This is a genomic window from Pseudescherichia sp. L3, assembly GCF_024656065.1.
Classification (GTDB): Bacteria; Pseudomonadota; Gammaproteobacteria; order Enterobacterales; family Enterobacteriaceae; genus Pseudescherichia.
Map to the genome: position 1 here is coordinate 335,276 of NZ_JANKYC010000004.1, position 25,834 is coordinate 361,109.

Sequence of the window (25,834 nt, forward strand, 5' to 3'; positions counted from 1 at the left end):
GAGAGAATGGCTATCGAAATCAATGTACCGGACATCGGGTCGGACGAAGTAGAGATCACCGAGATTCTGGTCAACGTGGGCGACAAAGTTGAAGCTGAACAGTCGCTGATCGTCGTAGAGGGCGATAAAGCCTCTATGGAAGTTCCGTCTCCTCAGGCTGGCGTTGTTAAAGAGATCAAAGTCTCTGTTGGCGACAAAACCGAGACCGGTAAACTGATCATGATTTTCGATTCCGCCGACGGTGCAGCAGCTGCTGCACCTGCGCAGGAAGAGAAGAAAGAAGCCGCTCCGGCCGCTGCTCCAGCAGCTGCCGCGGCAGCGAAAGAAGTGAACGTACCGGACATCGGCGGTGACGAAGTTGAAGTGACCGAGATCCTGGTAAAAGTGGGCGATACCGTTACCGCTGAGCAGTCCCTGATTGTCGTAGAGGGTGATAAAGCCTCTATGGAAGTCCCGGCACCGTTCGAAGGTACCGTTAAAGAGATCAAGATCAACACCGGTGACAAAGTCTCTACCGGCTCCCTGATCATGATCTTCGAGGTCGCGGGCGCTGCCCCGGCTGCCGCCGCTGCCAAGCCGGAAGTGAAAGAGCAGGCTGCCGTTGCGCCAGCTGCTGCCGCTGGCGCGAAAGAAGTTCACGTTCCAGACATCGGCGGTGATGAAGTTGAAGTCACTGAAGTGATGGTGAAAGTCGGCGACAAAGTCACCGCTGAGCAGTCACTGATCACCGTTGAAGGTGACAAAGCCTCTATGGAAGTTCCGGCCCCGTTCGCCGGTACCGTTAAAGAGATCAAAATCAGCACCGGCGACAAAGTCTCAACCGGCTCCCTGATCATGGTCTTCGAAGTAGAAGGCGCTGCGCCTGCTGCTGCACCGGCCGCTGCCGCTCCGGCGCCAGCTGCTGCACCGGCTCAGGCTGCTAAACCTGCTGCGGCTCCGGCTGCGAAAGCAGAAGGCAAATCTGAGTTCGCTGAAAACGACGCTTACGTCCACGCGACCCCGCTGATCCGCCGCCTGGCGCGCGAGTTCGGTGTGAACCTGGCGAAAGTGAAAGGCACCGGTCGTAAAGGCCGTATCCTGCGCGAAGACGTTCAGGCTTACGTGAAAGACGCCGTTAAGCGCGCTGAATCTGCACCTGCTGCTGCCGCAACCGGTGGTGGTCTGCCAGGCATGCTGCCGTGGCCGAAAGTGGACTTCAGCAAGTTTGGTGAAGTTGAAGAAGTTGAGCTGGGCCGTATCCAGAAAATCTCCGGTGCCAACCTGAGCCGTAACTGGGTGATGATCCCGCACGTTACCCACTTCGACAAAACCGACATCACCGATCTGGAAGCGTTCCGTAAACAGCAGAACGCCGAAGCTGAGAAGCGCAAACTGGACGTGAAATTCACCCCGGTTGTCTTCATCATGAAAGCCGTTGCCGCTGCCCTGGAGCAGATGCCGCGCTTCAACAGCTCGCTGTCCGAAGATGCACAGCGCCTGACGCTGAAGAAATATATCAACATCGGCGTTGCGGTTGATACCCCGAACGGTCTGGTTGTTCCGGTCTTTAAAGATGTGAACAAGAAGAGCATCACCGAGCTGTCTCGTGAGCTGACCGTGATCTCCAAGAAAGCGCGTGATGGCAAGCTGACCGCTGGCGAAATGCAGGGCGGTTGCTTCACCATCTCCAGCATCGGCGGCCTGGGTACGACCCACTTCGCGCCGATCGTTAACGCGCCGGAAGTGGCCATCCTGGGCGTCTCTAAGTCCGCGATGGAGCCGGTCTGGAACGGGAAAGAGTTCGTACCGCGTCTGATGATGCCGATCTCTCTCTCCTTCGACCACCGCGTGATCGACGGTGCTGATGGTGCGCGTTTCATTACCATCATCAACAACATGCTGTCTGACATCCGCCGTCTGGTGATGTAATCGTAAAAGCCGGCCTGACGGTCGGCTTTTTTCTGGTAATCTCATTATGTTGTTGAGGTTACTGGGACAAAGGACACTTCGTTTGCCGTTTGTTGTTTCAAAAATGTTAACAATTTTGTAAACTGCGGGCGGATAGAACGTCCCGGCGGGTGCAAAGCACAAGCACTTTGTACGGCCGGAAATAATTAAGAGGTCATGATGAGTACTGAAATCAAAACTCAGGTCGTGGTACTTGGGGCAGGCCCGGCAGGTTATTCCGCAGCGTTTCGCGCAGCGGATTTAGGTCTGGAAACCGTCATTGTTGAGCGTTACAGCACCCTCGGTGGTGTTTGCCTGAACGTCGGCTGTATCCCTTCTAAAGCGCTGCTGCACGTAGCGAAAGTGATCGAAGAAGCGAAAGCGCTGGCCGAGCACGGTATCGTTTTTGGCGAGCCGCAAACCGACATCGACAAAATTCGTACCTGGAAAGAAAAAGTCATCAACCAGCTGACCGGCGGTCTGGCGGGCATGGCAAAAGGCCGTAAAGTGAAAGTGGTTAACGGCCTGGGCAAATTCACCGGCGCGAACACCCTGGAAGTGGAAGGCGAAAACGGCAAAACCGTGATCAACTTCGACAACGCGATCATCGCGGCAGGCTCCCGTCCGATTGAACTGCCGTTCATTCCGCATGAAGATCCGCGCGTGTGGGACTCCACCGATGCGCTGGAGCTGAAAGAAGTGCCGAAGCGTCTGCTGGTTATGGGCGGTGGCATCATCGGTCTGGAAATGGGTACCGTGTACCATGCGCTGGGTTCAGAGATCGACGTGGTTGAGATGTTCGACCAGGTTATCCCGGCTGCTGACAAAGATATCGTTAAAGTCTTCACCAAGCGCATCAGCAAGAAGTTCAACCTGATGCTGGAAACCAAAGTGACCGCCGTTGAAGCGAAAGAAGACGGCATCTACGTTTCCATGGAAGGCAAAAAAGCCCCGGCTGAAGCGCAGCGTTACGACGCGGTGCTGGTGGCTATCGGCCGCGTGCCGAACGGTAAAAACCTCGACGCAGGCAAAGCGGGCGTCGAAGTGGACGACCGTGGCTTCATCCGCGTTGACAAGCAGCTGCGTACCAACGTACCGCACATCTTTGCTATCGGCGACATCGTCGGTCAGCCGATGCTGGCGCACAAAGGTGTTCACGAAGGTCACGTTGCCGCTGAAGTTATCGCCGGCATGAAACACTACTTCGATCCGAAAGTGATCCCGTCTATCGCCTACACCGAGCCAGAAGTTGCCTGGGTTGGCCTGACCGAGAAAGAAGCGAAAGAGAAAGGCATCAGCTACGAAACCGCCACCTTCCCGTGGGCTGCTTCTGGCCGTGCTATCGCTTCCGACTGCGCAGACGGCGTGACCAAACTGATCTTCGACAAAGAAACTCACCGTGTGATCGGTGGTGCGATTGTCGGCACCAACGGCGGCGAGCTGCTGGGTGAGATCGGTCTGGCTATCGAAATGGGCTGTGACGCTGAAGATATCGCGCTCACCATCCATGCGCACCCGACCCTGCACGAATCCGTGGGTCTGGCGGCAGAAGTGTTCGAAGGTAGCATCACCGACCTGCCGAACGCGAAAGCGAAGAAGAAGTAATCTTCGACGCAGTATGATTAAAGCGGCTCACGGAGCCGCTTTTTTTATGTCTGTAAATTGCAAAAGATGTACTAAGTGCACGAAAAGACAGATTTTATTACGCCTAATCCCTCTTCCGCGTTACAGAAACCGCATGAAAGCCGAAACTCCCTTGTTTTGAAAGAAATATCCCTTTGTATTTTGATACCGGCCGGAAATCTAATTTGTTCTACGCTGGCCTCTCACAACGAATACAAGGAGTGCATGGTGAAATTATTTTGGACAACTGCCGCATTAGCGACGGCGCTGGTTTCCGGTATGGCGATGGCTGACGATGCCACTATTCCCTGGGCTGATAACAGCGGCGGCACGCAAAGCACGCATATTGCGGCAATGGGCGAAAACCTGAACGCTCAGCATCAGCAGGTTACCCAGACGGGGGAAGGGGAGTGGGCGAAGAACTCCGGCAGCATTCAGGCCGATGAGGCGGTGCTCAACAGCGGCAAGCCGCCGGTGAAAGGCGACCCTGGTCTGATGCCCCATCAGGGCTGAGCATCGTAGGCCGGGCAAACGCAGTGCCGCCCGGCATGAAGGCATTAACCGATCAATGCCCGGTGGCGCTACGCTTATCGGGCCTACTCTGCTTAAGGTTCCACAGGCTGCCAGGGCTCAGCGGCGGCAAACGTATTGATCGCCTGCGCTTTCTTACCCGTCTCCTTGCCTAAATCCGCCTGATAGATCCGATCGTCCTGATTCACCATAAAGCTCATTACCCCGGTTTTTTGCCACTCTACCGGCCACGCCAGCAGGGCAAACCCCTGAGCACTGTCGCTCTGAATAATGCGGAAATGGTAGCCGTGGTAACCTACGCCCGGCTCGCCAGGGCTAAATGCCGGACCCAGCGGGCTGGGCGTTTCGCCTGGCTGTACCGGCCAGTAGAGACCGTCCTGCTGACCTTCACTGCTGATAAGCCTGGTGGCATAGACTTGCTTACGCTGGCGGTAATCATACTGAGCATTAACGTAGGCATGCATGGCTTCAATCGCCGACAGCTCGTTGCGGCCAATAGCGCGGGTGAGGATCTCCTCCTGAGCGGCAGACATATCGAAATGCCACCCTGTGGCGATTTTGACGATGGGGATCGGCAGCTGCCAGCCATGATCCCCAACGTTAAGATGGGCAACATCCGCCTGCTCGACGACCTCATGCTTCACCGCCCAGTCGCGGTTAAAGCGGGCAATGGCTTCGGGATCGACCTCTTCCTGCGGCAAAAACTGTCGCCAGTCATCACCCAGCACGGCAGCGAGCCGGGCCTCATTTTGGTCGGCTACCGCCGCCGCAAAAGCGTTAGCCGCCTCGTCAGGAGTGGAAAACAGCTGCTGGGCATCGCTCATAAAGGGCAGTGAGAGCAGCAGGGCACTTAACAGGATTTTTTTCATTGTTGGCTCCGGTTAACGACGGCGAAACTCGCGCTGTTCAGAGAGGCCTTCACGCCCCGCGCCACGCTGTTCAAGGTTGCCGCTGTTGATGCGGCGGCTCTGCTGGCCCCGCAGCTGCTGCGACTGCCACGAGGGCGAGCGGCTGTCGTTGCCGCTAAAGGCGTTGGCGCGGGTACTGGCCAGACGCTGTTCGCGCTGCAGATTCGTAGAGGTTGGTCGCTGCTGTCGCGTCTCGTGCCGCTGTTTCGCCTGCTGGGTAGGACGCGGCGTATCGCTATCGTAGCCGCGATAGTTATTCCGCTGGGCAACCTTGTTTAGCTGCTGCGAGGCGGCCTTACGCTGGGCCTCACGGGACGACACCCCCGCCACGCTGCTGGTGGGCGTGTGGCTGCGCTGTTCAAACTGCGCCATGGCTGCCTGGCGCTGGTTATCTCGTGAGGCAGCCGGTTGCTGCGTGGCGCTCAGTCCGCCGCTCACGTCAGTGGGGTGAAAACGCTGGGCAACCGCGCCGTTCTGGTAGGGGACGCCGTCGCGATACGCCGGGTTATGCTGCCAGGTCATATTCTGCCCGTGCAGATGCTGCCCTGAGATACGGTTAAAGTTATTAACGTTAATGTTGATGTTGTCCCCGTTATGCTGATAGCCGTTGCCGTGATAGTCGTCGTCATGGTGATGATCGTCATCGTGGTGGTGATCGTCATCATCCCAGTCGATGTTGCTGAACAGGGCATAGGTGGTGGCGACGCCCAGGCTATAGCCAAAGCCTTTGACGAAGCTGTCTGCAAACTGCTGGCCGGGAGGCGGGGGCAGATAGACCGGCGGGTAGGCCGTGTTTGGCCAACTGCCGTAGACCGTGGCGGGGTTGTAGTTAGGCACGTAAACCACCTGTGGATCGGCAGGTTCAATTTTGATTACCGTTGGGGCTGGCGCGGGCGCATTGCTGCTTTGCACCGTTGCAGGTGCGGATGCGCTCTTCGGCGTGCTGCTTACCGTCTGCTGCGGCGTCGATTTTAGCGTCCCGGTCTGCTGGGCCAGCTGCCGTAGGCGCTGTACGGAGTCCATGACATCCTGCGGCTGGGCCAGAAACGCATCGCCAAGATTTTGCACCCACTCTGGGTTCTCGCCCATCAATGCCATCAGCTGCGGAAAGGCGACCAGCGACTTCACGCTCGGATCCCAGGGCTGACCTGATACCGCCTGAATGGCCGCATCGCCTTTTAGAGTCGGATTATCCCGCGACCACTGCACGGCCTGCACGACGTTGGCCGGGTAGGTAGCAGCCATTAAAACCTGGGAGAGCAGCGGATCGGGGTAGAGCGCCACCGGCGCGACCCACTGATCGATCTGCGCTGAGGTAAACGCGGGCTTCGCTACCGGCGGCTGGGGTTGGGGAGTCACAGGCACTGTCTGGACAGGCGTTTCAGGTGGACGGCTCTTAACGTACAGTACGCCCGAGGCGGCAAAGAGCCCGGCGCTGCATACAAGGGCAAGCGCAGCGTATTTGAAGGGCAGGGTCATTTTCTCTCTCCCGATTTCCATAGAAATCGCAGGGTCAGGTTTAAGGTGAGTATGAGAGAGAAGCGAATTTATTTTTTGATTAATGTTGCGGGCGCTAAGAGCCAGCAAAAAAGGTAGCTAAAAATCCCTTTATCTTGCAAGGACAAAGGGCATTAGTTGAACCTTAACGATTCAGCTAATATTTAATGTTGCTTTTTTGTAAACAGATTAACACCCCCCCTAAATCCTGATATGCTGCCCAATGCGGTATCGGGCATTACCCTACAAACTACTGTTTACAGAAGCATGAAGAGATCGCCCGCCGCACTATGACAATGAGAGCGAGGAGAAATACCGTCGTGCTAGAAGAATACCGTAAGCACGTAGCCGAACGTGCTGCCCAGGGAATTGTACCCAAGCCTATCGATGCAACCCAAATGGCCGCACTGGTCGAGCTGCTGAAATCCCCGCCAGCGGGTGAAGAAGAGTTCCTGTTAGATCTGCTGTCCAATCGTGTTCCGCCGGGCGTTGATGAAGCCGCCTATGTAAAAGCCGGCTTCCTGGCCGCTATCGTAAAAGGTGAAGCCACTTCGCCGCTGATTACAGCGGAAAAAGCCGTTGAGCTGCTGGGCACCATGCAGGGTGGTTACAACATCCATCCGCTGATTGATGCGCTGGACAACGACGCGCTGGCCCCCATTGCTGCAAAAGCGCTCTCCCATACGCTGCTGATGTTCGACAACTTCTACGACGTAGAAGAGAAAGCAAAAGCGGGCAACGCCCACGCGCAGCAGGTAATGCTCTCCTGGGCTAACGCCGAGTGGTTCCTGAGCCGCCCGCCGCTGGCTGAAAAAATTACCGTTACCGTCTTTAAAGTGACCGGTGAAACCAACACCGATGACCTCTCTCCGGCACCGGATGCATGGTCACGCCCGGATATCCCGCTGCACGCGCTGGCGATGCTGAAAAACGCCCGTGAAGGCATTGTGCCGGACGTTGCCGGTGCCGTTGGCCCAATCAAGCAGATTGAAGAGCTGAACAAAAAAGGTTTCCCGCTGGCCTACGTCGGTGACGTGGTCGGTACCGGCTCCTCGCGTAAATCCGCCACCAACTCGGTGCTGTGGTTTATGGGCGACGACATTCCGTTCGTGCCGAACAAGCGCGGCGGTGGTCTGGTGCTGGGCGGCAAAATCGCACCTATCTTCTTCAACACCATGGAAGATGCCGGTGCGCTGCCTGTCGAAGTGGACGTGAACAACCTGAACATGGGCGACGTGATTGACGTCTATCCGTTCAAAGGTGAAGTGCGCAACCACGAGACCGGCGAGCTGCTGGCTACCTTTGAACTGAAAACCGACGTGCTGATCGACGAAGTGCGCGCCGGGGGCCGTATTCCGCTGATCATCGGCCGTGGCCTGACCACCAAGGCGCGCGAAGCGCTGGGCATGCCGCACAGCGACGTCTTCCGCAGCGCGAAGCCGGTCGAAGCCAGCAACAAGGGCTTCTCGCTGGCGCAAAAAATGGTGGGCCGCGCCTGTGGCGTGACCGGTGTTCGCCCTGGCGAATACTGCGAACCGAAAATGACCTCGGTTGGCTCGCAGGACACCACCGGTCCGATGACCCGTGATGAACTGAAAGATCTGGCTTGCCTCGGTTTCTCCGCCGACCTGGTGATGCAGTCCTTCTGCCATACTGCGGCCTATCCGAAGCCGGTGGACGTCACTACGCACCATACGCTGCCAGACTTCATCATGAACCGTGGCGGCGTCTCTCTGCGTCCGGGGGATGGCATCATCCACTCCTGGCTGAACCGTATGCTGCTGCCGGATACCGTCGGCACCGGCGGTGACTCCCACACCCGCTTCCCGGTAGGGATCTCCTTCCCGGCAGGCTCCGGTCTGGTGGCGTTTGCCGCCGCGACCGGCGTGATGCCGCTGGATATGCCGGAGTCGGTGCTGGTGCGCTTCAAAGGCACCATGCAGCCGGGCATTACCCTGCGCGATCTGGTGCATGCTATTCCGCTGTACGCGATCCGTCAGGGGCTGCTGACCGTTGAGAAGAAAGGGAAGAAAAACATCTTCTCTGGCCGCATCCTTGAGATCGAAGGCCTGCCGGAGCTGAAAGTAGAGCAGGCTTTTGAACTGGCCGATGCCTCTGCCGAGCGTTCCGCTGCAGGCTGTACCATCAAGCTGGATAAGGCACCGATCACCGAGTACCTGACCTCTAACATCGTGCTGCTGAAGTGGATGATTGCGGAAGGCTACGGCGATCGCCGTACCATCGAGCGCCGCATTCAGGGCATGGAGAAGTGGCTGGCAGATCCGCAACTGCTGGAAGCCGATGCCGATGCCGAGTACGCTGCAGTCATCGAGATCGATCTGGCCGATATCAAAGAGCCAATCCTCTGCGCGCCGAACGATCCGGATGATGCACGTCTGCTCTCTGACGTGGCCGGTGAGAAAATTGACGAAGTGTTTATCGGCTCGTGTATGACCAACATCGGTCACTTCCGCGCTGCCGGTAAGCTGCTGGACAGCCATCAGGGCCAGCTGCCGACCCGTCTGTGGGTCGCGCCGCCAACCCGTATGGATGCCGCTCAGCTGACGGAAGAGGGCTACTACAGCGTCTTCGGTAAGAGCGGGGCGCGTATTGAGATCCCTGGCTGCTCGCTGTGCATGGGTAACCAGGCGCGCGTAGCCGATGGTTCAACGGTGGTGTCGACCTCGACGCGTAACTTCCCGAACCGTCTGGGTACTGGGGCGAACGTCTTCCTGGCATCAGCGGAGCTGGCGGCGGTGTCGTCGCTGCTGGGTAAACTGCCGACGCCGGACGAGTACCAGATCTTTATGGCGCAGGTCGATAAGACAGCGGTGGATACCTATCGCTATCTGAACTTTGACCAGCTCGGTCAGTACACCGAAAAAGCCGACGGCGTGATCTTCCAGACCGCCGTGTAAGTCAGGCCAGACCTTAGGCCAGCATAAAACCCCTTCGTCTCCCGAAGGGGTTTTTTTATTTCCTCTCCTTCTCTCCGTTACGCTGTTTTTCTTCTCCGCGGCTGCGATAATTACTCTATTGCGGATGTGAGGAAAAAAACATGGATTACGAATTTTTACGCGACATCACGGGCCAGGTGAAAGTGCGCATGTCGATGGGCCACGAAGTGGTCGGACACTGGTTTAACGAAGAGGTGAAAGAGAATCTGGCCCTGCTGGATGAAGTGGAGCAGGCGGCGAAAACCGTCAAAGGCAGCGAGCGCCAGTGGCAGCGAATTGGTCACGAATACACGCTCTGGATGGACGGAGAAGAGGTCATCATCCGCGCTAACCAGCTGGAGTTCTCCGGGGATGAGATTGAAGAGGGGATGAGCTACTACGACGAAGAGAGCCTGTCGCTGTGTGGCGTTGAGGATTTTCTCCAGGTCGTCACCGCGTACCGCACGTTTATTCAGCAGAAGTAACGTGATTTAAAAAGATTGTCGGAGCGTCCCTGCTCCGGCTTCAGAAGAGATTACACGGCGGGAATATTGCGCGCGTAGTAGATCTCGCGCATCTCTTTCCACAGCGATTCGGTAATGGCTTTCCGCTCTTCGGCAGTAAGATCTTCCGGACGGGTGTGGAACATATAGTGCTTCAGGTCGAACTCTTTCAGCATCATCTTGGTATGGAAGATGTTCTCCTGATAGACGTTCACGTCCACCATGTCATACAGCGACTTCATATCCTCAGAGAGGAAGTTCTGAATCGAGTTGATCTCATGGTCAATGAAGTGCTTCATGCCGTTGATGTCGCGGGTAAAGCCGCGCACGCGGTAGTCAACGGTGACGATGTCCGACTCCAGCTGATGGATCAGGTAGTTCAGCGCCTTCAGCGGGGAGATGACGCCGCAGGTTGAGACCTCAATGTCGGCGCGGAAGGTGCACAGGCCCCCTTCCGGGTGGCTCTCTGGATAGGTATGCACGCAGATGTGGCTCTTATCGAGGTGGGCTACCACCGTCTCTGGCAGCGGGCCGGGGTGCGCGGTTTTATCAATCAGGGTCGGATCGACCGGCTCTTCGCTCACCAGAATCGTCACGCTCGCCCCCTGCGGCTCATAGTCCTGGCGGGCAACGTTGAGGATGTTCGCGCCGATGATTGAGCAGGTTTCGGTGAGGATCTCCGTCAGACGGTTTGCGTTATAGAGTTCGTCGATATAGGCGATATAGCCGTCACGCTCTTCGGCGGTTTTGGCATAACAGATATCGTAGATACAAAAACTCAGGCTTTTGGTCAGGTTGTTAAAGCCATGCAGTTTCAGTTTTTTCAATTTTCATCACCTCCTGAGGAGAGCGCATCTAGCAGGTATTGCGGCAGGGCGAAGGACGCCGTATGGACAGCCGGATTGTAGTAGCGGCAGGTCAGGGCAGCGTTGTGGAAGCGCGCCTGGATAATCTCCGTAGAGAGGTTACGCAGGATCTCGTTGTCCGTCGCCCAGGCGAAGGTCATGATGCCGCCGTAGTAGGTGGGCACCGCCGCCTGATAGAAACTCACATCGCTAAAGTAGTGGCTCAGCTTTTTGTGGCTGCCCACGGCTTCATCCTGCTGCAGGAAGCTTACGCCGTTCTGGGCAACGAAGATCCCGCCTGGATTCAGGCAGCGCTTGCAGCCCGCATAGAAGTCGGAGGTAAACAGGCTCTCGCCCGGTCCCACCGGATCGGTGCAGTCAGAGATAATGACGTCAAAGGTTTGCGCGGTCTGGTTGACGAAATTGACACCGTCGTCAATCACCAGCGTAAAGCGCGGATCGTCGTAGCTGCCTGCGTTGTGGTTCGGCAGATACTGACGGCAGAATGATACAACCCCTTCGTCGATCTCGACCATGGTGATGGCCTCAACGTTTTTATGCCGGCTCACTTCGCGCAGCATCGCGCCGTCGCCGCCGCCGATGATCAGCACATGCTTCGCCTGGCCGTGGGCCAGCAGCGGAACGTGGGTCATCATTTCGTGATAGATAAATTCGTCACGCTCGGTGGTCTGGACAACGCCGTCCAGCGCCATCACGCGGCCAAAGGCGGCATTCTCAAAGATGATCAGATCCTGGTGGTCGGTCTTCTCGTGGTAGAGCACATTATCAACGGCAAAGTACTGACCAAACTGGTCATGCAGCGTTTCATGCCACTGGCGGGTATCAGCCATGCATCCTCCTTCGTTAACATCCACACAAAATGGGCGCAACATCATAGCTAACTACAGCCGCTGATGCACGGCTATAACTTTAGCAGGGGAGGAGGGTTTATGTTACTTGACGTAGGCCAGCAGGCTGAGGGAGTCCCGGGCCAGCGCTTTGCACTTTTTGGCAACCGGAATGCCAATGCCGCTGAGATCGCGATAGCTATCTTCGCCGAGGGATTTCATATCAAAGGTGTCGTAGTTGCTCAGATCCCACTGGTTCTGCTGGGCAAAAAACACCAGCGCCCGGCGGATCTGGCCATTCGGTAGATTCTGGTAACCACAGTCGTTTTTCAGAAACACGAACACCGCCGTCAGATCGGCCATGTCCTCCGCTTCAGATTCGCTGAGCGCATAACTATTTGCTGACATCGCCAGCAGGCTGGTGAACACAACGGTTCTGAAAAACATCTTCATTCTTCTTACCAAAACATCACGGAAATTAAACGTTAGCATACTTGGGGGTAAGGCGACGATCTTTATTATTCGCCTTTCGCTTGACCTTGCCGCAGGGGCAGGGTTTAAGCTCAGGAGACCGTTTGCCGACGATAAGGATTCGACTATGCAACGCCGTGATTTTCTCAAATATTCCGCTGCGCTTGGCGTTATCGGTGCACTGCCGACGTGGGCGCGGGCCGCCGCAACAGGGGAGCAAACGACGCTGCCCATTCCCGATCTGCTCACTCCCGACGCCCAGAACCGCATCAGGCTTACCGTGCAGGTGGGTTCCTCTACCTTTGGCGAGAAAACCGCCACAACCTGGGGCTACAACGGCAACCTGCTGGGGCCTGCGCTTCAGCTGCGCCAGGGTAAAGCAGTGACGGTGGAGATCCGTAACCAACTGCGGGAGGAGACCACCGTTCACTGGCACGGGCTGGAGGTGTCGGGGGAGGTAGACGGCGGGCCGCAGGGGATCATCCCGGCGGGCGGGGCGCGGGAAGTGACCTTCACGCCCGATCAGCGGGCGGCCACCTGCTGGTTTCATCCCCATCAGCATGGCAAAACGGGCCATCAGGTCGCGATGGGGCTGGCGGGGCTGGTACTGATCGAGGACAACGAGAGCCGCATGCTGCGTCTGCCGAAGCAGTGGGGCATCGACGACGTGCCGGTGATCGTGCAGGACAAACGTCTGGCTGCCGACGGGCAGATCGATTACCAGCTCGACGTGATGAGCGCGGCGGTGGGCTGGTTCGGCGATACCCTATTGGCAAACGGGGCGGTCTATCCTCAGCACGCGGCTCCGCGCGGCTGGCTGCGTCTGCGGCTGCTGAACGGCTGCAATGCGCGTACCCTTAACTTTGCTCTCAGCGACGGACGTCGGATGTATGTTATCGCCAGCGACGGCGGTCATCTCGCCGAGCCGGTTGCGGTAACGGCGCTGCCGGTGCTGACCGGGGAGCGTTTTGAGGTGCTGGTGGATATCAGCGACGGCAAGCCAGTCGATCTGGTTACGCTGCCCGTCAGCCAGATGGGGATGGCCCTTCCACCGTTTGACCAGCCGCATCCGGTCCTGCGCATTCAGCCGCTGCGGGTTACCGCTTCCGGCACGCTGCCCGATACCCTGGTTAACGTGCCAGCGCTGCCGGAACTTACCGGTTTAACCCAGCGCACCTTCCACCTGTCGATGGATCCGATGCTCGATATGATGGGCATGCAGGCGCTGAAGGATAAGTACGGCGACAAGGCCATGACCGGGATGCACCACGGCGACATGATGGGTCACATGAATATGAACATGGACCACGGCGGCCACGGCGGCGAGTTTGATTTCCACAGCGCCAACCGAATCAACGGTAAAGCTTTTGATATGCATAACCCGCTGTTTGCCGCGAGCAAAGGGCAGTATGAGCGCTGGGTGATTTCAGGGGAGGGGGACATGATGCAGCATCCGTTCCATATTCACGGCACGCAGTTCCGCATTCTGTCTGAAAACGGCAAGCCGCCAGCGGCGCATCGGTCAGGCTGGAAGGATACGGTAAACGTCTACGGGGCGCGCAGCGAAGTACTGGTGAAGTTCGATCATGATGCACCGAAGGAGCATGCCTATATGGCGCACTGTCATCTGCTGGAGCATGAGGATACGGGAATGATGATGGGATTCACGGTATAAAAAAGGCCGGATAACGTTAAACGTCGGTCCGGCCTCGGTAGGCCCGGTAAGCATAGCGCCACCGGGCGTTAACTCTATTACTTCGCGTCGTCAGGCAGCGCGTAGGCAACGATATAGTCGCCCATCTTGGTACCGAACGAACCATGACCGCCCGCAGAGATGACAACGTACTGCTTGCCATTCACTTCATAGGTCATCGGCGTCGCCTGGCCACCCGCTGGCAGACGGCCCTGCCACAGCTTCTCACCGTTGCTCATATTGTAGGCGCGCAGGTAGTTGTCTGCGGTCGCCGCGATGAACAGCACGTTACCGGCGGTAGAGATTGGGCCGCCCAGCATTGGCATACCGGTAGTGAACGGCAGTGGGATCGGCATCGGGAACGGCAGGCTATCCTGCGGAGTACCGATACGTTTTTTCCACACCACTTCATTGGTTTTCAGATCCAGCGCAGAGATGTAACCCCAGGCAGGCTGTTTACACGGCAGACCAATCGGCGACAGGAACGGGTTCAGGGTGACACCGTACGGCACGCCGTACTGCGGCTGAATACCTGACTCAGAGCCGGTACCCTGGCCATTTTCAGGCTCTTCCATCGGATTACCCGGACCACGCGGCATCAGCTTAGAGACAAACGGCAGCGCCATCGGGTTGGCAATCGCCACCTGACGGTGCGGATCGACAGAGATACCGCCCCACTCGAACATCCCCAGGTTACCCGGGAACACCAGCGTACCCTGCTCAGACGGCGGCGTGAAAATGCCTTCGTAGCGCAGGTTCTGGAAGATCACGCGGCACACTAGCTGGTCAAACATAGTGGCACCCCACATGTCTGCCCCGCTCAGATCTTTCTTCGGACGGAAGCTCAGGTCGGAGAACGGCTGGGTTTTGGTAACGTAGTCGCCTTTGGCCGCACCCTGCGGAACCGGCTTCTCTGGCGCTGGAACAACCAGCTGACCGTTACGGCGATCCAGCACGAAGATGTTACCGGTTTTCGCCGGCGCGTAGATCACCGGTACGGTCTGACCCTTCACGGTAATATCCGCCAGCGTCGGCTGGGACGGCATATCCATATCCCACAGGTCGTGGTGTACGGTCTGATAGCTCCATACCAGCTTACCGGTTGTGGCGTTCAGCGCCACGATAGAGCTGGCGTAACGCTCCTGCTCCGGCGTACGGTTACCGCCCCAGATGTCTGGCGTGGTCACGCCCATCGGCAGGTAGACCATATCCAGCTTGGCATCATAGGCCGCAGGTGCCCAGGAGTTCGGTGAGTTCGGCGTGAAGTGATGTTCGTCCGCCGGAATGGCGTTCGGATCTTTCGCACCCGGATCGAAGGCCCACAGCAGCGCCCCGGTATTGATGTCGAAGCCGCGAATAACGCCAGATGGTTCACGGGTAGAGTAGTTGTCGGTTACCGCACCGGCAATAACAATCACCTTATCGGTAACGATCGGCGGTGAGGTCGGCTCGTACATGCCTGGGGTAGTGACTGGCATGTTGGTTTGCAGGTTCAGAATACCTTTGTTAGCAAAGGATTCACACAGCTTGCCGTTGTCGGCGTTGACGGCGAACAGACGACCATCGTTTACCGGCAGAATGATGCGGCGCGGGCAGTTAGCGACCACGTCCGGGCTGGCATTGTTAGCGTTCGCCTCATGATACGAGACGCCACGGCAGGTCACGTGCTGGAACGAAGGATTGGTGTTCAGCTGCGGATCGAAGTGCCACTTCTCTTTACCGGTCGCGGCGTCGAGGGCAAACAGACGCTGGTGCGCGGTGCAGAGGAACAGGGTGTCGCCAACCTTAATCGGCGTCACTTCGTTGGTGATCTCACCCGGATCGGTTGGCAGCTTCAGATCGCCGGTACGGAATACCCAGGCCTCTTTCAGCTTATGCACGTTGTCGGCGTTGATCTGCTTCAGCGGGGAGTAGCGCTGCCCCTCCTGGTTACGGCCATAGGCCGGCCAGTCGGCGTCTGCCACCTGAGAGATCGGTGCAGCAGGCGTCGCATCAGCGCTCAGCGTGCCGTTGATCTCCTGCGGATCGTTAAAGCCCGCCCAGGTCAGCATCCCGCCGCTGATCACCAGCGCCACCAGCAGGGCGGCAACGGCACCATTCGCAGGTACGATCAGGCGACGCCAGACAAACGGCAGCACCAGCCAGATCCCAAAGAAGACAAGGATGTCGCTGCGCGGGGTGAGCGCCCAGAAGTCGAAGCCGACTTCCCAGACGCCCCAGATCATGGTGCCGAGCAGGAGCGCAGCGTAGAGCCAGAGCGCTGCACGCTTGCTGCGCCACAGCAGCCAGGCGACGCCGAGCATAACGAGACCGGCGACAGGGTAGTACCAGGAGCCGCCAACGGCGACCAGCCAGACCCCACCGATCAGGAGAAATAGCCCGCATAGTGCTGCGAACAGGGCTGTTAACGTCACGAGCACGCGCGACGTCCGAGCTTTTGTTTCTGCCATAGAAAGACACTCTTCTTAATGTTTAATATTTTGATAGCAATTAATTATAGGATTTAACAAGTGTGACCGTCATCACATATTTGGCTTTTCTTAACTCACGCCCCTAATAAAAGCATTTGCTGGTATACTGGCGCGCTAATGAATTGATGTCGGAATAGACGCTATCCGCATCGAGTGAGTGGTTACAAAATCAAACGGTTAGCATATGAAACATACTGTTGAAGTGATGATCCCGGAAGCGGAGATCAAAGCGCGTATTAGTGAACTGGGTCGTCAAATCACCGAACGCTATCAGGAGAGCGGCAGCGAAATGGTGCTGGTGGGCCTGCTGCGCGGCTCGTTTATGTTTATGGCCGACCTGTGTCGTGAAGTACAGGTGCCGCACGAGGTCGATTTCATGACCGCCTCCAGCTACGGCAGCGGTATGTCCACCACCCGTGATGTAAAAATCCTCAAGGATCTGGACGAAGACATTCGCGGTAAGGACGTGCTGATCGTCGAAGATATTATCGATTCCGGAAACACGCTTTCTAAAGTGCGTGAGATCCTCAGCCTGCGCGAGCCGAAGTCGCTGGCGATCTGCACCCTGCTGGATAAACCGTCGCGCCGGGAAGTTGAAGTGCCGGTAGAGTTTGTTGGCTTCTCGATCCCGGACGAGTTTGTCGTGGGTTACGGCATCGACTATGCCCAGCGCTATCGCCATCTGCCCTACGTGGGCAAAGTGGTGCCACTGGAAGAGCAGGCATAAAAAAGCCCGGAGGCGATTCCGCCTTACCGGGCCTGACAAACGCGTGCCGCTATGGCACGCTTATTTGTGGTTAATGTGCTTCTGGCCGATATTGGACACGCCCTTGCGATAGCCCTGTTCAAGGGTGTCGCGGCTGGTGGCAGTGACGTCAAGATCGCGCAGCAGGCCGTCGTGGATACCGTAGGCCCAGCCGTGGATAGTGACATTCTGCCCGCGCTTCCACGCCGACTGCATGATCGTTGAGTGGCCCAGGTTATAGACCTGCTCCATCACGTTCAGCTCGCACAGGGTGTCGAGGCGACGCTCTTCCGGCATTTCGCTCAGCAGCGCGTTGTGCTTGAGCCAGATGTCACGGATGTGCAGCAGCCAGTTGTTGATCAGCCCCAGCTCAGGGTTCTCAACCGCCGCCTGTACGCCGCCGCAGCCGTAGTGGCCGCAGATGATGATGTGCTCAACTTCCAGCACGTCTACTGCGTACTGCACCACCGACAGGCAGTTCAGATCGGTGTGGATAACCAGGTTGGCTACGTTACGGTGAACGAACAGCTCGCCCGGCTCAAGGCCGGTCAAACGTTCGGCGGGAACGCGGCTGTCAGAGCAGCCAATCCACAGGAAACGCGGCTTCTGGGCTTTTGACAGGGTCTCGAAAAATCCGGGATCCTCTTCCACCAGCATTTTTGACCATAGTGCATTGTTACTGATGAGTGTATCTATATCTTTCATGGCGGTTAACGACCTGTAACCAAGTAATAGCGTTGAGCTAATATAGGTCAACTCCATTTAATTTTAAACCACACATAGAGTGTCAGAAAAAAGGTAAGCGAAACGACATGACCATTGCACTGGAGCTTGAGCAGCTTAAAAAAACCTATCCGGGCGGCGTGCAGGCGCTGCGCGGCATTGATTTAAAAGTAGAAGCGGGTGACTTCTACGCGCTTCTGGGACCCAACGGTGCGGGTAAATCGACCACTATCGGCATCGTCAGTTCGCTGGTAAATAAAACCTCTGGGCGGGTGAGCGTCTTTGGCTACGACCTGCAAAAAGACGTGGTGAACGCCAAGCGCCAGCTTGGCCTGGTGCCGCAGGAGTTCAACTTCAACCCGTTTGAAAGCGTGCAGCAGATCGTTGTCAACCAGGCGGGCTACTACGGCGTTGAGCGCTCCGAAGCGCTGATCCGTAGCGAAAAGTACCTTAAGCAGCTCGATCTGTGGGAAAAACGCAACGAAAAGGCGCGGATGCTCTCCGGCGGGATGAAACGCCGCCTGATGATCGCCCGGGCGCTGATGCATGAGCCAAAGCTGCTGATCCTCGACGAACCTACCGCCGGGGTGGACATTGAGCTGCGCCGCTCCATGTGGGGCTTCCTGAAAGATTTGAACGCCCAGGGCACGACCATTATCCTCACTACCCACTACCTGGAAGAGGCGGAGATGCTCTGCCGCAACATCGGCATTATCCAGCACGGCGAGCTGGTGGAGAACACCTCCATGAAGTCGCTGCTGGCCAAGCTGAAATCAGAGACCTTTATCCTCGATCTGGCCGCGAAAAGCCCGCTGCCGAAGCTGGAGGGTTACCAGTACCGGCTGGTGGACACCTCAACCCTGGAGGTTGAGGTGCTGCGCGAGCAGGGGATCAACAGCGTCTTTAGCCAGCTCAGCGCCCAGGGCGTTCAGGTATTAAGCATGCGTAACAAAGCCAACCGCTTAGAAGAGCTGTTTGTCACGCTGGTACACAATAAAAAAGGAGACCACGCATGATGCAGCTCTACTGGGTCGCGCTAAAAAGTATCTGGCACAAAGAGATCCAGCGCTTTATGCGCATCTGGATCCAGACCCTGGTGCCGCCAGTGATCACCATGACCCTCTATTTCATCATCTTCGGCAACCTGATCGGATCGCGGATTGGAGAGATGCATGGCTTCACCTACATGCAGTTTATCGTTCCTGGCCTGATCATGATGGCAGTGATCACCAACGCCTATGCCAACGTCGCCTCGTCGTTCTTCAGCGCCAAGTTCCAGCGTAACATTGAGGAGCTGCTGGTGGCCCCGGTGCCTACCCACGTGATCATTGCTGGCTACGTCGGCGGCGGCGTGGCGCGCGGGCTGTGCGTCGGCGTGCTGGTCACGGCGGTGTCGCTCTTCTTCGTGCCGTTCCAGGTGCATTCATGGCTGTTTGTCGGTTTGACGCTGCTGCTAACGGCGGTGCTCTTCTCGCTGGCGGGCCTGCTGAATGCGGTCTTTGCGAAAACCTTTGATGATATCAGCCTGATCCCGACCTTTGTGCTGACGCCGCTCACCTATCTCGGCGGGGTATTCTACTCCCTGACTCTGCTGCCGCCGTTCTGGCAGGGGCTGTCGCACCTTAACCCGATTGTCTATATGATCAGCGGCTTCCGCTTCGGTTTCCTGGGTATTAGCGACGTGCCGCTGGTGATGACCGTCGGCGTGCTGGCGGTGTTTATCGTCGGGTTCTACCTGCTCTGCTGGTATCTGATCCAGCGTGGACGTGGCCTGCGTAGCTAATCCCAATGCTCATGCGTCTACTCCTGGCGCTGCTCCTGGTATGGAGCAGCGCCGCCTCCGCCCGCCTGTTGGATCAGGACTCCCCGGCTCGCTATATGCAGACCACCGAGGCCGCTGCCGTCTGGGCGCAGATTGGCGACCGGGTGATCAACGTCGGCTATTTGCAGGCGGGGCAGATTATTGCGGTGACGAATGGAGAAGGGGACTACAGCGCCTTTCGCTTCGGCTTTGGCCAGGCCTTTATCGACAAAGGCCATCTGGAGCCGGTGCGCGGTAAAAAACGGGTGCAGGACCGGCTGGGGGATCTCAATAAGCCTCTCAGTAACCAGAACCTGATCACCTGGAAAGCGACCCCGCTCTACAGCGGGCCTAACGTCAGAAGCGCGCCTTTCGGCATGCTGGCGGAGAACCTGCGCTACCCCATCGTCGGTAAGCTGCGCGACGGGCTGAACCAGACCTGGTTCCAGATCCGCATCGGCGACCGGCTGGCCTATATCAGCAGCCTGGATGCGCAGGAGGATCACGGTATCCCGGTGCTCACCTACCACCACATTCTGCGCGATGAAGAGAACACTCGCTTCCGCCACACCTCAACCACGACGTCGGTGCGAGCCTTCAGCAACCAGATGACCTGGCTGCGGGAGCGGGGCTATACCACCCTGACCATGTATCAGCTGGAGGGCTACCTCAAGAACCGGCTCAACCTGCCGGCCCGCTCAGTGGTCATCACCTTTGACGATGGCCTGAAGTCAATTAGCCGCTATGCCTATCCGATCCTCAAGCAGTACGGCTTTAAGGCGACGTCGTTTACCATCTCATCGCGCATTAAAGCTTACCCGCAGCGCTGGGACCCGACATCATTACAGTTTATGAGTATCTCGGAGCTGCGCGGCATTCAGGACGTGTTTGACATCCAGTCGCACACCCACTTTCTGCATCGGGTTGATGCCGCTCGCCATCCAATTCTGCTCAGCCGTAGCTACCATATCATTGAGTTCGATTTTGCCCACTCGCGTCGGGCGCTGTCGCAGTTTAACCCGCACGTTAACTATCTCTCCTATCCCTTTGGGGGCTATAACGAGAAAGCGATCGAGGCCGCGCAGGATGCCGGTTTTCATATGGCGGTGACTACGGTGAAGGGGAAGGTGAAGCCGGGGGATAATCCGTTCTTACTGAAACGACTCTATATCTTAAGAACGGATTCGTTAGAGGAGATGGCACGGCTGGTCGGCAACCAGCCGTAGGGATCAGGCAACCTGCACCGGCACTGCTTTCGCTTTGCGGCTCATCTCGTTGTCGCCGTCAAAGTAGGCGACCTTCGGCTGCCAGCTGCGGGCCTGCTCGTCCGGCATCGTCACGTAGGTGGCGATGATCAGGATGTCACCTACGTCGGCACAGTGGGCCGCCGCGCCGTTGACCGAGATGATTTTTGAGCCGCGCTCGCCGGCAATCGCATAGGTGGAGAAGCGCTTGCCGTTGGTCACGTTGTAAATATCGATGGCTTCGTATTCCAGGATACCAGCCGCCTCAAGGAAATCCTGGTCAATAGCGCAGGAACCTTCATAGTGCAGATCTGCCTGAGTCACTTTGACACGGTGGAGCTTGCCTTGCAGCATAGTGCGGATCATAACGTCTACCTTTGTGCTTATGTTGGCCCGGCCGCCTGCGCCGCCGGGAGTAAAATATGGTGAAGCATCAGCCCGCTGGCGGCGGTGTCAGCGCTACCGTCACGTTGTCGATGAGACGCGCCTGGCCAAGCCATGCCGCCATCAGGATCACCGCCCGCTGGCTGGCATCGGTAAGCGCCAGCAGCGTGTCGGCATCGCGGATCTGGATCTCATCGGTACGAAAACCGGCTGCATCCAGCGCCTGTCCGGCCTCGGCAATCATCTCTTCCAGCTGGCGATTGCCCGCCCGCAGCTTCGCGGCAAGGGCGTTCATCTCTTTGCTCAGGGCCGGAGCGATTTTACGCTGCTCTGCCGTGAGGTAGCCGTTGCGCGAGCTGAGGGCCAGACCGTCTTTAGCACGCACCGTCGGCACGCCAACGATGTCGATGTCGTAGCCCATGTCGGCCACCATCTTGCGGATCACCGCCAGCTGCTGGAAGTCTTTCTCACCAAAGCAGGCGACGTCCGGCTGGACCAGGTTAAACAGCTTGCTGACGATGGTCGCCACGCCGCGGAAATGACCCGGACGGCTTGCGCCCTCCAGCATGGTAGAGAGGCCCGGAACGTCAACGTAGGTCTGCTCGCCAGTGCCCTGGGGGTAGACCTGGTCGGCGGCAGGGGCGAAGACAAAATCCACCTTGCGCTTGTTCAGCTTCTCGCAATCTTCCTGCAGGGTGCGCGGGTAGCGCTGCAGATCGTCAGGGCGATCAAACTGCATGGGATTAACAAAGATGCTCACCACCACCACATCAGCGTGGGTTTTCGCTTCGTCAACCAGCTGCATATGGCCATCGTGCAGGTTGCCCATGGTCGGCACCAGCGCAATGCGCTGGCCCTCACGGCGCAGCCTGCGGATGTGCTGGCGCAGCAGCGGCAGGGTTTCAATAATCAACACGCGTACGCTCCTTAGTGAAAACTGTGCTCTTCGCCGGGGTAGGTCCCCGCTTCGACTTCGCTCACGTACTGGCGCACCGCGGCGCGCATGTCGCCCGTGCCGGCCAGGAAATTCTTGGCAAATTTAGGAATATGGCCGCCGGTGATGCCAAACGCATCGTGCATTACCAGGATCTGGCCGTCGGTGACGTTGCCCGCGCCGATGCCGATCACCGGAATAGTCAGCGCCTCGGTAATACGCTTCGCCAGCGCGACCGGCACGCACTCCAGAACGAGCAGCTGTGCGCCAGCTGCCTCTAACGCCAGGGCGTCATCAAACAGCGTCTGGGCCGCGTCGCCGCGTCCCTGCACCTTGTAGCCGCCGAAGATGTTCACCGACTGCGGGGTTAACCCCAGGTGGCCGCACACCGGCACGGCGCGCTCGGTCAGCATGGTGACCGTCTCCGCCAGCCAGCGGCCGCCCTCGATTTTGACCATGTTGGCTCCGGCGCGCATCACCGTGGCGGCGTTGGCAAAGGCCTGCTCCGGGGTAGCGTAGGCCATAAAGGGCAGGTCGGCGAGCAGCAGGCAGTTCGGTGCGCCGCGGCGTACGCTCTGGGTGTGGTAGGCGATATCCGCGACCGTTACCGGCAGGGTGGAGTCATGACCTTGTACCGTCATCCCTAACGAGTCGCCGACCAGCATGACGTTAATGCCCTCTTCGGCAAAAAGCCTGGCGAAGCTGTACTCATACGCGGTGATGGTGGCAAAGCGTTTCTGTTCCTGTTTGCACTTTTGCAGCCAGGAGAGGGTGGTTGGTTTCATAGCGTTTCCTGATGGAGCCTTCAACTTTCCGGCATTTTATCAGTAACGTCAGGGCGGACAATGATTTTCAGCAGGTTTAAGAGGCGGAGTGGTATTACCAGCTCGCCGGTTTTGCTGCGCCGAGACGCGCAAGCACGCTGGCAAGCGTCTCGCCGTCGGGGAAGTGCAGTTCGGGCGCGATTTCAAACAGCGGCCAGAGCATAAAGCCACGGTTTTTCATATCGTAGTGGGGCACGGTGAGGCGCGGGGTGGCGATAGTCTCATCGCCGAACAGCATGATGTCGAGATCCAGCGTGCGCGGCCCCCAGCGCTCTGCTTTACGCACCCGGCCCTGGTCCAGCTCGATACGCTGGGTGTGATCTAGCAGCGCTTCAGGAGCCAGCGAGGTTTCCAGCGCCACGGCGGCGTTAAGGTAGTCGGGCTGATCCTGCGGACCCAGCGGCGGCGTGCGGTAGAAGCCGGAGACGGCAACAATCTGGCTAGCGGGGATCACGCCCAGCGCCTCGATTGCTGCAGTAACCTGGCTCAGAGGCGACGCCAGGTTACTGCCAAGGGCGATATAGACCCGTGTCATGCACTGCCTTCGCGACGCGGGGCGCGTTTACGCGGGCGGCGATGACGACGGCGAGTCTCTGGCTCATCGTCCAGCACGTCAAGCATACCTTTCTGCGCGGGCGGCGCAGCCACCTGAAACTCGCCCCACCACTGCACCAGACGTTGCAGCTCGTGGTTGCCCTCGATCTCGGCCCGCAGGGCGAGCAGATCGTAGGCGGCGCGGAATTTCGGATGCTCCATCAGCTTCCAGGCGCGTTTACCCTGGCGACGGGACATGCGCAGCTGCAGCTGCCAGATATCGCGTACCAGGGTGGTGATCCGTTTCGGGATCGCCAGCGTACGGCAGGCTTCGTCCAGCACGTCGTTCATCGCCAGCGCGAAGGCGTCGTGATAGGTCAGGCCGCTCTCCTGGGCGATCTTCTGCGCGGTCTCCAGCTGTGGATACCAGAGCATAGCGGCAAACAGGAACGCCGGATTGACGCGCATATCGTTCTGAATGCGGGTATCGGTGTTCTTCAGCACCAGGTTGATGATCCGCTCCATCGACGAATCGCCCTTCTCGGTGAAGAAGCGTGTGATGGTTGGGAACAGGGGCTGGAACAGGCTGTACTCGCGCAGCAGCTGATAGGTGTCAAAACCGTGGCCCGCCTGCAGCAGCTTCAGCGACTCTTCAAACAGACGCGCCGGCGGCACGTCGTTGATCAGCGTCGCGAGACGGGCGATCGGCTCGGCGGTCTCCGGGCTGATGCGCATATGCAGCTTGGCGGCAAAGCGCACCGCGCGCAGCATCCGCACCGGATCTTCCCGATAGCGGGTCTCCGGGTTACCGATCAGGCGAATAACACCCTCTTCAAGATCCTGCATTCCGCCGACGTAGTCGCGCACGGAAAAATCGGCGACGCTGTAGTAGAGGCTGTTGATGGTGAAGTCGCGGCGCTGGGCGTCGTCTTCAATCGAACCGAAGATGTTGTCACGCAGCAGCATGCCGTTCTGGCCGCGCTGGGAGGTGGTGCGGTCGGCAGGCTGATCTTCGTGATGACCACGGAAGGTGGCCACCTCAATGATCTCTGGACCAAACATCACGTGTGCGAGACGGAAACGACGGCCCACCAGGCGGCAGTTGCGGAACAGCTTGCGCACCTGATCCGGCGTGGCGTTGGTCGTGACGTCAAAATCTTTCGGTTTTTTGCCTAACAGCAGATCGCGGACGCCGCCGCCTACAAGGTAGGCTTCATAGCCCGCTTTGTTCAGACGGTACAGCACCTTGAGGGCATTTTCACTGATATCTTTGCGGGAAATTGTGTGCTGCTCGCGCGGAATAACCGTCATACGCGGCTCAACGATGACCTCCTCGGCCATGCTTTCCTCGCGGCTTAACACCTTGCGGCAAAAATTAGCGACTCGGGTAAAAATAGTGCACCTCGGTTGTATCAGTCTTTACGACAAAAAAATTGCGGCTAATCATAGCTCAGAGTGGGGCATTTAGGAATGCCGGATTGATCTGCGCTGTCTCAGGAACCCGTGACAGATCCCACTTCTCTACCGCACGCGCCAGCAGGGCCCCGGTGGGCAAATCCTGCCAGTTACTTGTTACATCCTGATTGAGAAATTGTAAAGCGCGGATCAGCACCGGACGCGGATCGCCTTCCGGCAGCGACGGGGCATGATTCTGCTTGGAGAGCTTGTTGCCGTCGCTATTCATCGCCAGCGGCAGGTGAACGTAGCCAGGCGGCTGCCAGCCAAGCTGCTGGTAGAGCGAAATCTGCCGCACCGTGGGCGCGATCAGATCCGCACCGCGCACGATCTCGGTGACGCCCTGAAAATGATCGTCCACCACCACGGCCAGGTTATAGGCAAACAGGCCATCCCGCCGGTGGATAATAAAATCCTCTCGCGCCAGCGCTTCATCAGCGTAGAGGTCGCCCCGCAGGCGGTCGTGAAAGTGCAGCACCGGCTGATGCTGCCACAGGCGCAGCGCGGCGTTCTCCGGGCCGTTACCGCGTAGGCGACAGTGGCCGTCATATACCCCGCCAATGCTCTGAATCCGCGCCCGCGTGCAGGTGCAGTAGTAGCTCAGCCCGCGCTGGCGTAAATCATTCAGCGCCTCGCGGTAGGCGTCATGCCGCTGGGACTGCCAGAGCACCTCGCCATCCCAGTGCAGGCCGTAGCGATCGAGCTGGCGCAGGATAGTGTCGGCCGCGCCGGGCACCTCCCGGGGCGGATCGATATCCTCAATGCGTACCCGCCACGTGCCACGCTGGGCGCGGGCCTGTAAATAGCTGCCAAGGGCGGCTATCAGCGAACCAAAATGGAGTTCACCGGAAGGCGATGGCGCAAAGCGCCCAATATAGTGTGATTCTGGCATGTCGGCAGGCGAGAGATAACAGGGCGGGAGAGACTCCCGCCACAGG

The 25,834-nt window shown here is 58.1% G+C and carries 23 protein-coding genes; 10 read left to right on the forward strand and 13 right to left on the reverse strand.

Annotated features, from left to right (window positions below):
• The first annotated feature begins 6 nt into the window (after positions 1-6).
• The 3 genes from aceF (at position 7) to NR795_RS19065 (ending at position 4,062) form a co-directional block, all read left to right on the forward strand.
• The gene (gene aceF, locus NR795_RS19055) at positions 7-1,908 is read left to right on the forward strand and encodes a pyruvate dehydrogenase complex dihydrolipoyllysine-residue acetyltransferase (RefSeq protein ID WP_257759045.1); all 1,902 of its coding nucleotides are present in this window, start codon (positions 7-9) and stop codon (positions 1,906-1,908) included.
• A 198-nt stretch (positions 1,909-2,106) separates the two neighbouring features.
• Positions 2,107-3,531, forward strand: a complete 1,425-nt coding sequence (gene lpdA / locus NR795_RS19060; protein ID WP_144817717.1) for a dihydrolipoyl dehydrogenase — start codon at positions 2,107-2,109, stop codon at positions 3,529-3,531.
• A gap of 246 nt (positions 3,532-3,777) precedes the next feature.
• The gene (locus NR795_RS19065) at positions 3,778-4,062 is read left to right on the forward strand and encodes a hypothetical protein (RefSeq protein ID WP_144817718.1); all 285 of its coding nucleotides are present in this window, start codon (positions 3,778-3,780) and stop codon (positions 4,060-4,062) included.
• Between the two features lie 92 nt (positions 4,063-4,154).
• Here NR795_RS19065 and NR795_RS19070 read toward each other — a convergent pair whose 3' ends face one another.
• Positions 4,155-4,949: a DUF2950 domain-containing protein gene (locus NR795_RS19070; RefSeq protein WP_257759046.1), complete on the reverse strand. Its 795-nt coding sequence runs from the start codon at positions 4,947-4,949 to the stop codon at positions 4,155-4,157.
• A 12-nt stretch (positions 4,950-4,961) separates the two neighbouring features.
• The gene (locus NR795_RS19075; RefSeq protein ID WP_257759047.1) at positions 4,962-6,467 is read right to left on the reverse strand and encodes a DUF3300 domain-containing protein; all 1,506 of its coding nucleotides are present in this window, start codon (positions 6,465-6,467) and stop codon (positions 4,962-4,964) included.
• 338 nt (positions 6,468-6,805) lie between these two features.
• Here NR795_RS19075 and acnB point away from each other — a divergent pair, with 338 nt between their 5' ends.
• Both acnB and yacL read left to right on the forward strand, forming a co-directional pair.
• Positions 6,806-9,403 carry a bifunctional aconitate hydratase 2/2-methylisocitrate dehydratase gene (gene acnB / locus NR795_RS19080; protein ID WP_144817668.1) on the forward strand — a complete coding sequence of 866 codons (2,598 nt, stop codon included), beginning with the start codon at positions 6,806-6,808 and terminating at the stop codon, positions 9,401-9,403.
• A gap of 140 nt (positions 9,404-9,543) precedes the next feature.
• Complete coding sequence (gene yacL, locus NR795_RS19085; RefSeq protein WP_144817669.1) at positions 9,544-9,906, forward strand: protein YacL; 363 nt, start codon at positions 9,544-9,546, stop codon at positions 9,904-9,906.
• Positions 9,907-9,956: 50 nt separating this feature from the next.
• On the opposite strand, the gene speD is transcribed toward yacL, so the two are convergent.
• The 3 genes from speD to NR795_RS19100 all read right to left on the reverse strand — a co-directional run bounded on the left by speD (position 9,957) and on the right by NR795_RS19100 (position 12,070).
• Positions 9,957-10,751: an adenosylmethionine decarboxylase gene (gene speD / locus NR795_RS19090; RefSeq protein ID WP_144817670.1), complete on the reverse strand. Its 795-nt coding sequence runs from the start codon at positions 10,749-10,751 to the stop codon at positions 9,957-9,959.
• Entirely contained in the window at positions 10,748-11,620 is an 873-nt protein-coding gene (gene speE / locus NR795_RS19095) for a polyamine aminopropyltransferase (protein ID WP_257759051.1), read from the reverse strand. Before speE ends, speD begins: the two co-directional genes overlap by 4 nt.
• 102 nt (positions 11,621-11,722) lie before the next feature.
• The gene (locus NR795_RS19100; protein ID WP_103820681.1) at positions 11,723-12,070 is read right to left on the reverse strand and encodes a YacC family pilotin-like protein; all 348 of its coding nucleotides are present in this window, start codon (positions 12,068-12,070) and stop codon (positions 11,723-11,725) included.
• A gap of 145 nt (positions 12,071-12,215) precedes the next feature.
• Between NR795_RS19100 and cueO the strand changes: the two genes are divergently transcribed.
• Positions 12,216-13,763, forward strand: coding sequence for a multicopper oxidase CueO (cueO, locus tag NR795_RS19105; RefSeq protein ID WP_257759052.1), 1,548 nt, complete (start codon positions 12,216-12,218; stop codon positions 13,761-13,763).
• A 77-nt stretch (positions 13,764-13,840) separates the two neighbouring features.
• On the opposite strand, the gene NR795_RS19110 is transcribed toward cueO, so the two are convergent.
• Positions 13,841-16,231, reverse strand: a complete 2,391-nt coding sequence (locus tag NR795_RS19110; protein ID WP_257759053.1) for a glucose/quinate/shikimate family membrane-bound PQQ-dependent dehydrogenase — start codon at positions 16,229-16,231, stop codon at positions 13,841-13,843.
• 205 nt (positions 16,232-16,436) lie between these two features.
• Between NR795_RS19110 and hpt the strand changes: the two genes are divergently transcribed.
• Positions 16,437-16,979 (forward strand): hypoxanthine phosphoribosyltransferase, encoded by a 543-nt coding sequence (gene hpt / locus NR795_RS19115; RefSeq protein ID WP_042390558.1) that lies wholly within the window; start codon positions 16,437-16,439, stop codon positions 16,977-16,979.
• A 60-nt stretch (positions 16,980-17,039) separates the two neighbouring features.
• On the opposite strand, the gene can is transcribed toward hpt, so the two are convergent.
• Positions 17,040-17,702, reverse strand: coding sequence for a carbonate dehydratase (gene can, locus NR795_RS19120; RefSeq protein ID WP_042390559.1), 663 nt, complete (start codon positions 17,700-17,702; stop codon positions 17,040-17,042).
• Positions 17,703-17,809: 107 nt separating this feature from the next.
• Between can and NR795_RS19125 the strand changes: the two genes are divergently transcribed.
• The 3 genes from NR795_RS19125 to NR795_RS19135 are packed head-to-tail and all read left to right on the forward strand — an operon-like array spanning position 17,810 to position 20,747.
• Positions 17,810-18,736, forward strand: a complete 927-nt coding sequence (locus NR795_RS19125; RefSeq protein ID WP_222889619.1) for an ABC transporter ATP-binding protein — start codon at positions 17,810-17,812, stop codon at positions 18,734-18,736.
• Entirely contained in the window at positions 18,733-19,503 is a 771-nt protein-coding gene (locus tag NR795_RS19130) for an ABC transporter permease (RefSeq protein WP_144817676.1), read from the forward strand. Before NR795_RS19125 ends, NR795_RS19130 begins: the two co-directional genes overlap by 4 nt.
• A complete protein-coding gene (locus NR795_RS19135; RefSeq protein WP_257759093.1) occupies positions 19,503-20,747 on the forward strand; it encodes a polysaccharide deacetylase family protein in 1,245 nt (414 codons plus the stop codon). The genes NR795_RS19130 and NR795_RS19135 overlap by 1 nt, the downstream gene beginning before the upstream one ends.
• Positions 20,748-20,750: 3 nt before the next feature.
• Here NR795_RS19135 and panD read toward each other — a convergent pair whose 3' ends face one another.
• The 6 genes from panD to gluQRS all read right to left on the reverse strand — a co-directional run bounded on the left by panD (position 20,751) and on the right by gluQRS (position 25,788).
• On the reverse strand, positions 20,751-21,131 hold the full coding sequence (panD, locus tag NR795_RS19140; RefSeq protein WP_144817678.1) for an aspartate 1-decarboxylase: 381 nt from the start codon (positions 21,129-21,131) through the stop codon (positions 20,751-20,753).
• A gap of 67 nt (positions 21,132-21,198) precedes the next feature.
• Positions 21,199-22,065 carry a pantoate--beta-alanine ligase gene (panC, locus tag NR795_RS19145; RefSeq protein WP_144817679.1) on the reverse strand — a complete coding sequence of 289 codons (867 nt, stop codon included), beginning with the start codon at positions 22,063-22,065 and terminating at the stop codon, positions 21,199-21,201.
• A gap of 11 nt (positions 22,066-22,076) precedes the next feature.
• The gene (gene panB, locus NR795_RS19150; RefSeq protein ID WP_257759055.1) at positions 22,077-22,868 is read right to left on the reverse strand and encodes a 3-methyl-2-oxobutanoate hydroxymethyltransferase; all 792 of its coding nucleotides are present in this window, start codon (positions 22,866-22,868) and stop codon (positions 22,077-22,079) included.
• 94 nt (positions 22,869-22,962) lie between these two features.
• The gene (folK, locus tag NR795_RS19155; RefSeq protein ID WP_257759056.1) at positions 22,963-23,442 is read right to left on the reverse strand and encodes a 2-amino-4-hydroxy-6-hydroxymethyldihydropteridine diphosphokinase; all 480 of its coding nucleotides are present in this window, start codon (positions 23,440-23,442) and stop codon (positions 22,963-22,965) included.
• Positions 23,439-24,836 (reverse strand): polynucleotide adenylyltransferase PcnB, encoded by a 1,398-nt coding sequence (gene pcnB, locus NR795_RS19160; RefSeq protein ID WP_257759094.1) that lies wholly within the window; start codon positions 24,834-24,836, stop codon positions 23,439-23,441. The genes folK and pcnB overlap by 4 nt, the downstream gene beginning before the upstream one ends.
• Before the next feature lie 55 nt (positions 24,837-24,891).
• On the reverse strand, positions 24,892-25,788 hold the full coding sequence (gene gluQRS, locus NR795_RS19165; protein ID WP_144817683.1) for a tRNA glutamyl-Q(34) synthetase GluQRS: 897 nt from the start codon (positions 25,786-25,788) through the stop codon (positions 24,892-24,894).
• Positions 25,789-25,834: the final 46 nt, after the last annotated feature.

What these genes read in the sequence shown, in the direction of transcription:
- cueO (WP_257759052.1), top strand. Translation starts at nt 12,216, where the DNA reads ATGCAACGCCGTGATTTTCTCAAATATTCCGCTGCGCTTGGCGTTATC.
- lpdA (WP_144817717.1), top strand. Translation starts at nt 2,107, where the DNA reads ATGAGTACTGAAATCAAAACTCAGGTCGTGGTACTTGGGGCAGGCCCG.
- gluQRS (WP_144817683.1), bottom strand. Translation starts at nt 25,788, where the DNA reads ATGCCAGAATCACACTATATTGGGCGCTTTGCGCCATCGCCTTCCGGT.
- aceF (WP_257759045.1), top strand. Translation starts at nt 7, where the DNA reads ATGGCTATCGAAATCAATGTACCGGACATCGGGTCGGACGAAGTAGAG.
- yacL (WP_144817669.1), top strand. Translation starts at nt 9,544, where the DNA reads ATGGATTACGAATTTTTACGCGACATCACGGGCCAGGTGAAAGTGCGC.
- can (WP_042390559.1), bottom strand. Translation starts at nt 17,702, where the DNA reads ATGAAAGATATAGATACACTCATCAGTAACAATGCACTATGGTCAAAA.
- NR795_RS19075 (WP_257759047.1), bottom strand. Translation starts at nt 6,467, where the DNA reads ATGACCCTGCCCTTCAAATACGCTGCGCTTGCCCTTGTATGCAGCGCC.
- NR795_RS19125 (WP_222889619.1), top strand. Translation starts at nt 17,810, where the DNA reads ATGACCATTGCACTGGAGCTTGAGCAGCTTAAAAAAACCTATCCGGGC.
- panD (WP_144817678.1), bottom strand. Translation starts at nt 21,131, where the DNA reads ATGATCCGCACTATGCTGCAAGGCAAGCTCCACCGTGTCAAAGTGACT.
- speE (WP_257759051.1), bottom strand. Translation starts at nt 11,620, where the DNA reads ATGGCTGATACCCGCCAGTGGCATGAAACGCTGCATGACCAGTTTGGT.
- NR795_RS19130 (WP_144817676.1), top strand. Translation starts at nt 18,733, where the DNA reads ATGATGCAGCTCTACTGGGTCGCGCTAAAAAGTATCTGGCACAAAGAG.
- hpt (WP_042390558.1), top strand. Translation starts at nt 16,437, where the DNA reads ATGAAACATACTGTTGAAGTGATGATCCCGGAAGCGGAGATCAAAGCG.
- NR795_RS19070 (WP_257759046.1), bottom strand. Translation starts at nt 4,949, where the DNA reads ATGAAAAAAATCCTGTTAAGTGCCCTGCTGCTCTCACTGCCCTTTATG.
- folK (WP_257759056.1), bottom strand. Translation starts at nt 23,442, where the DNA reads ATGACACGGGTCTATATCGCCCTTGGCAGTAACCTGGCGTCGCCTCTG.
- NR795_RS19100 (WP_103820681.1), bottom strand. Translation starts at nt 12,070, where the DNA reads ATGAAGATGTTTTTCAGAACCGTTGTGTTCACCAGCCTGCTGGCGATG.
- panB (WP_257759055.1), bottom strand. Translation starts at nt 22,868, where the DNA reads ATGAAACCAACCACCCTCTCCTGGCTGCAAAAGTGCAAACAGGAACAG.
- NR795_RS19110 (WP_257759053.1), bottom strand. Translation starts at nt 16,231, where the DNA reads ATGGCAGAAACAAAAGCTCGGACGTCGCGCGTGCTCGTGACGTTAACA.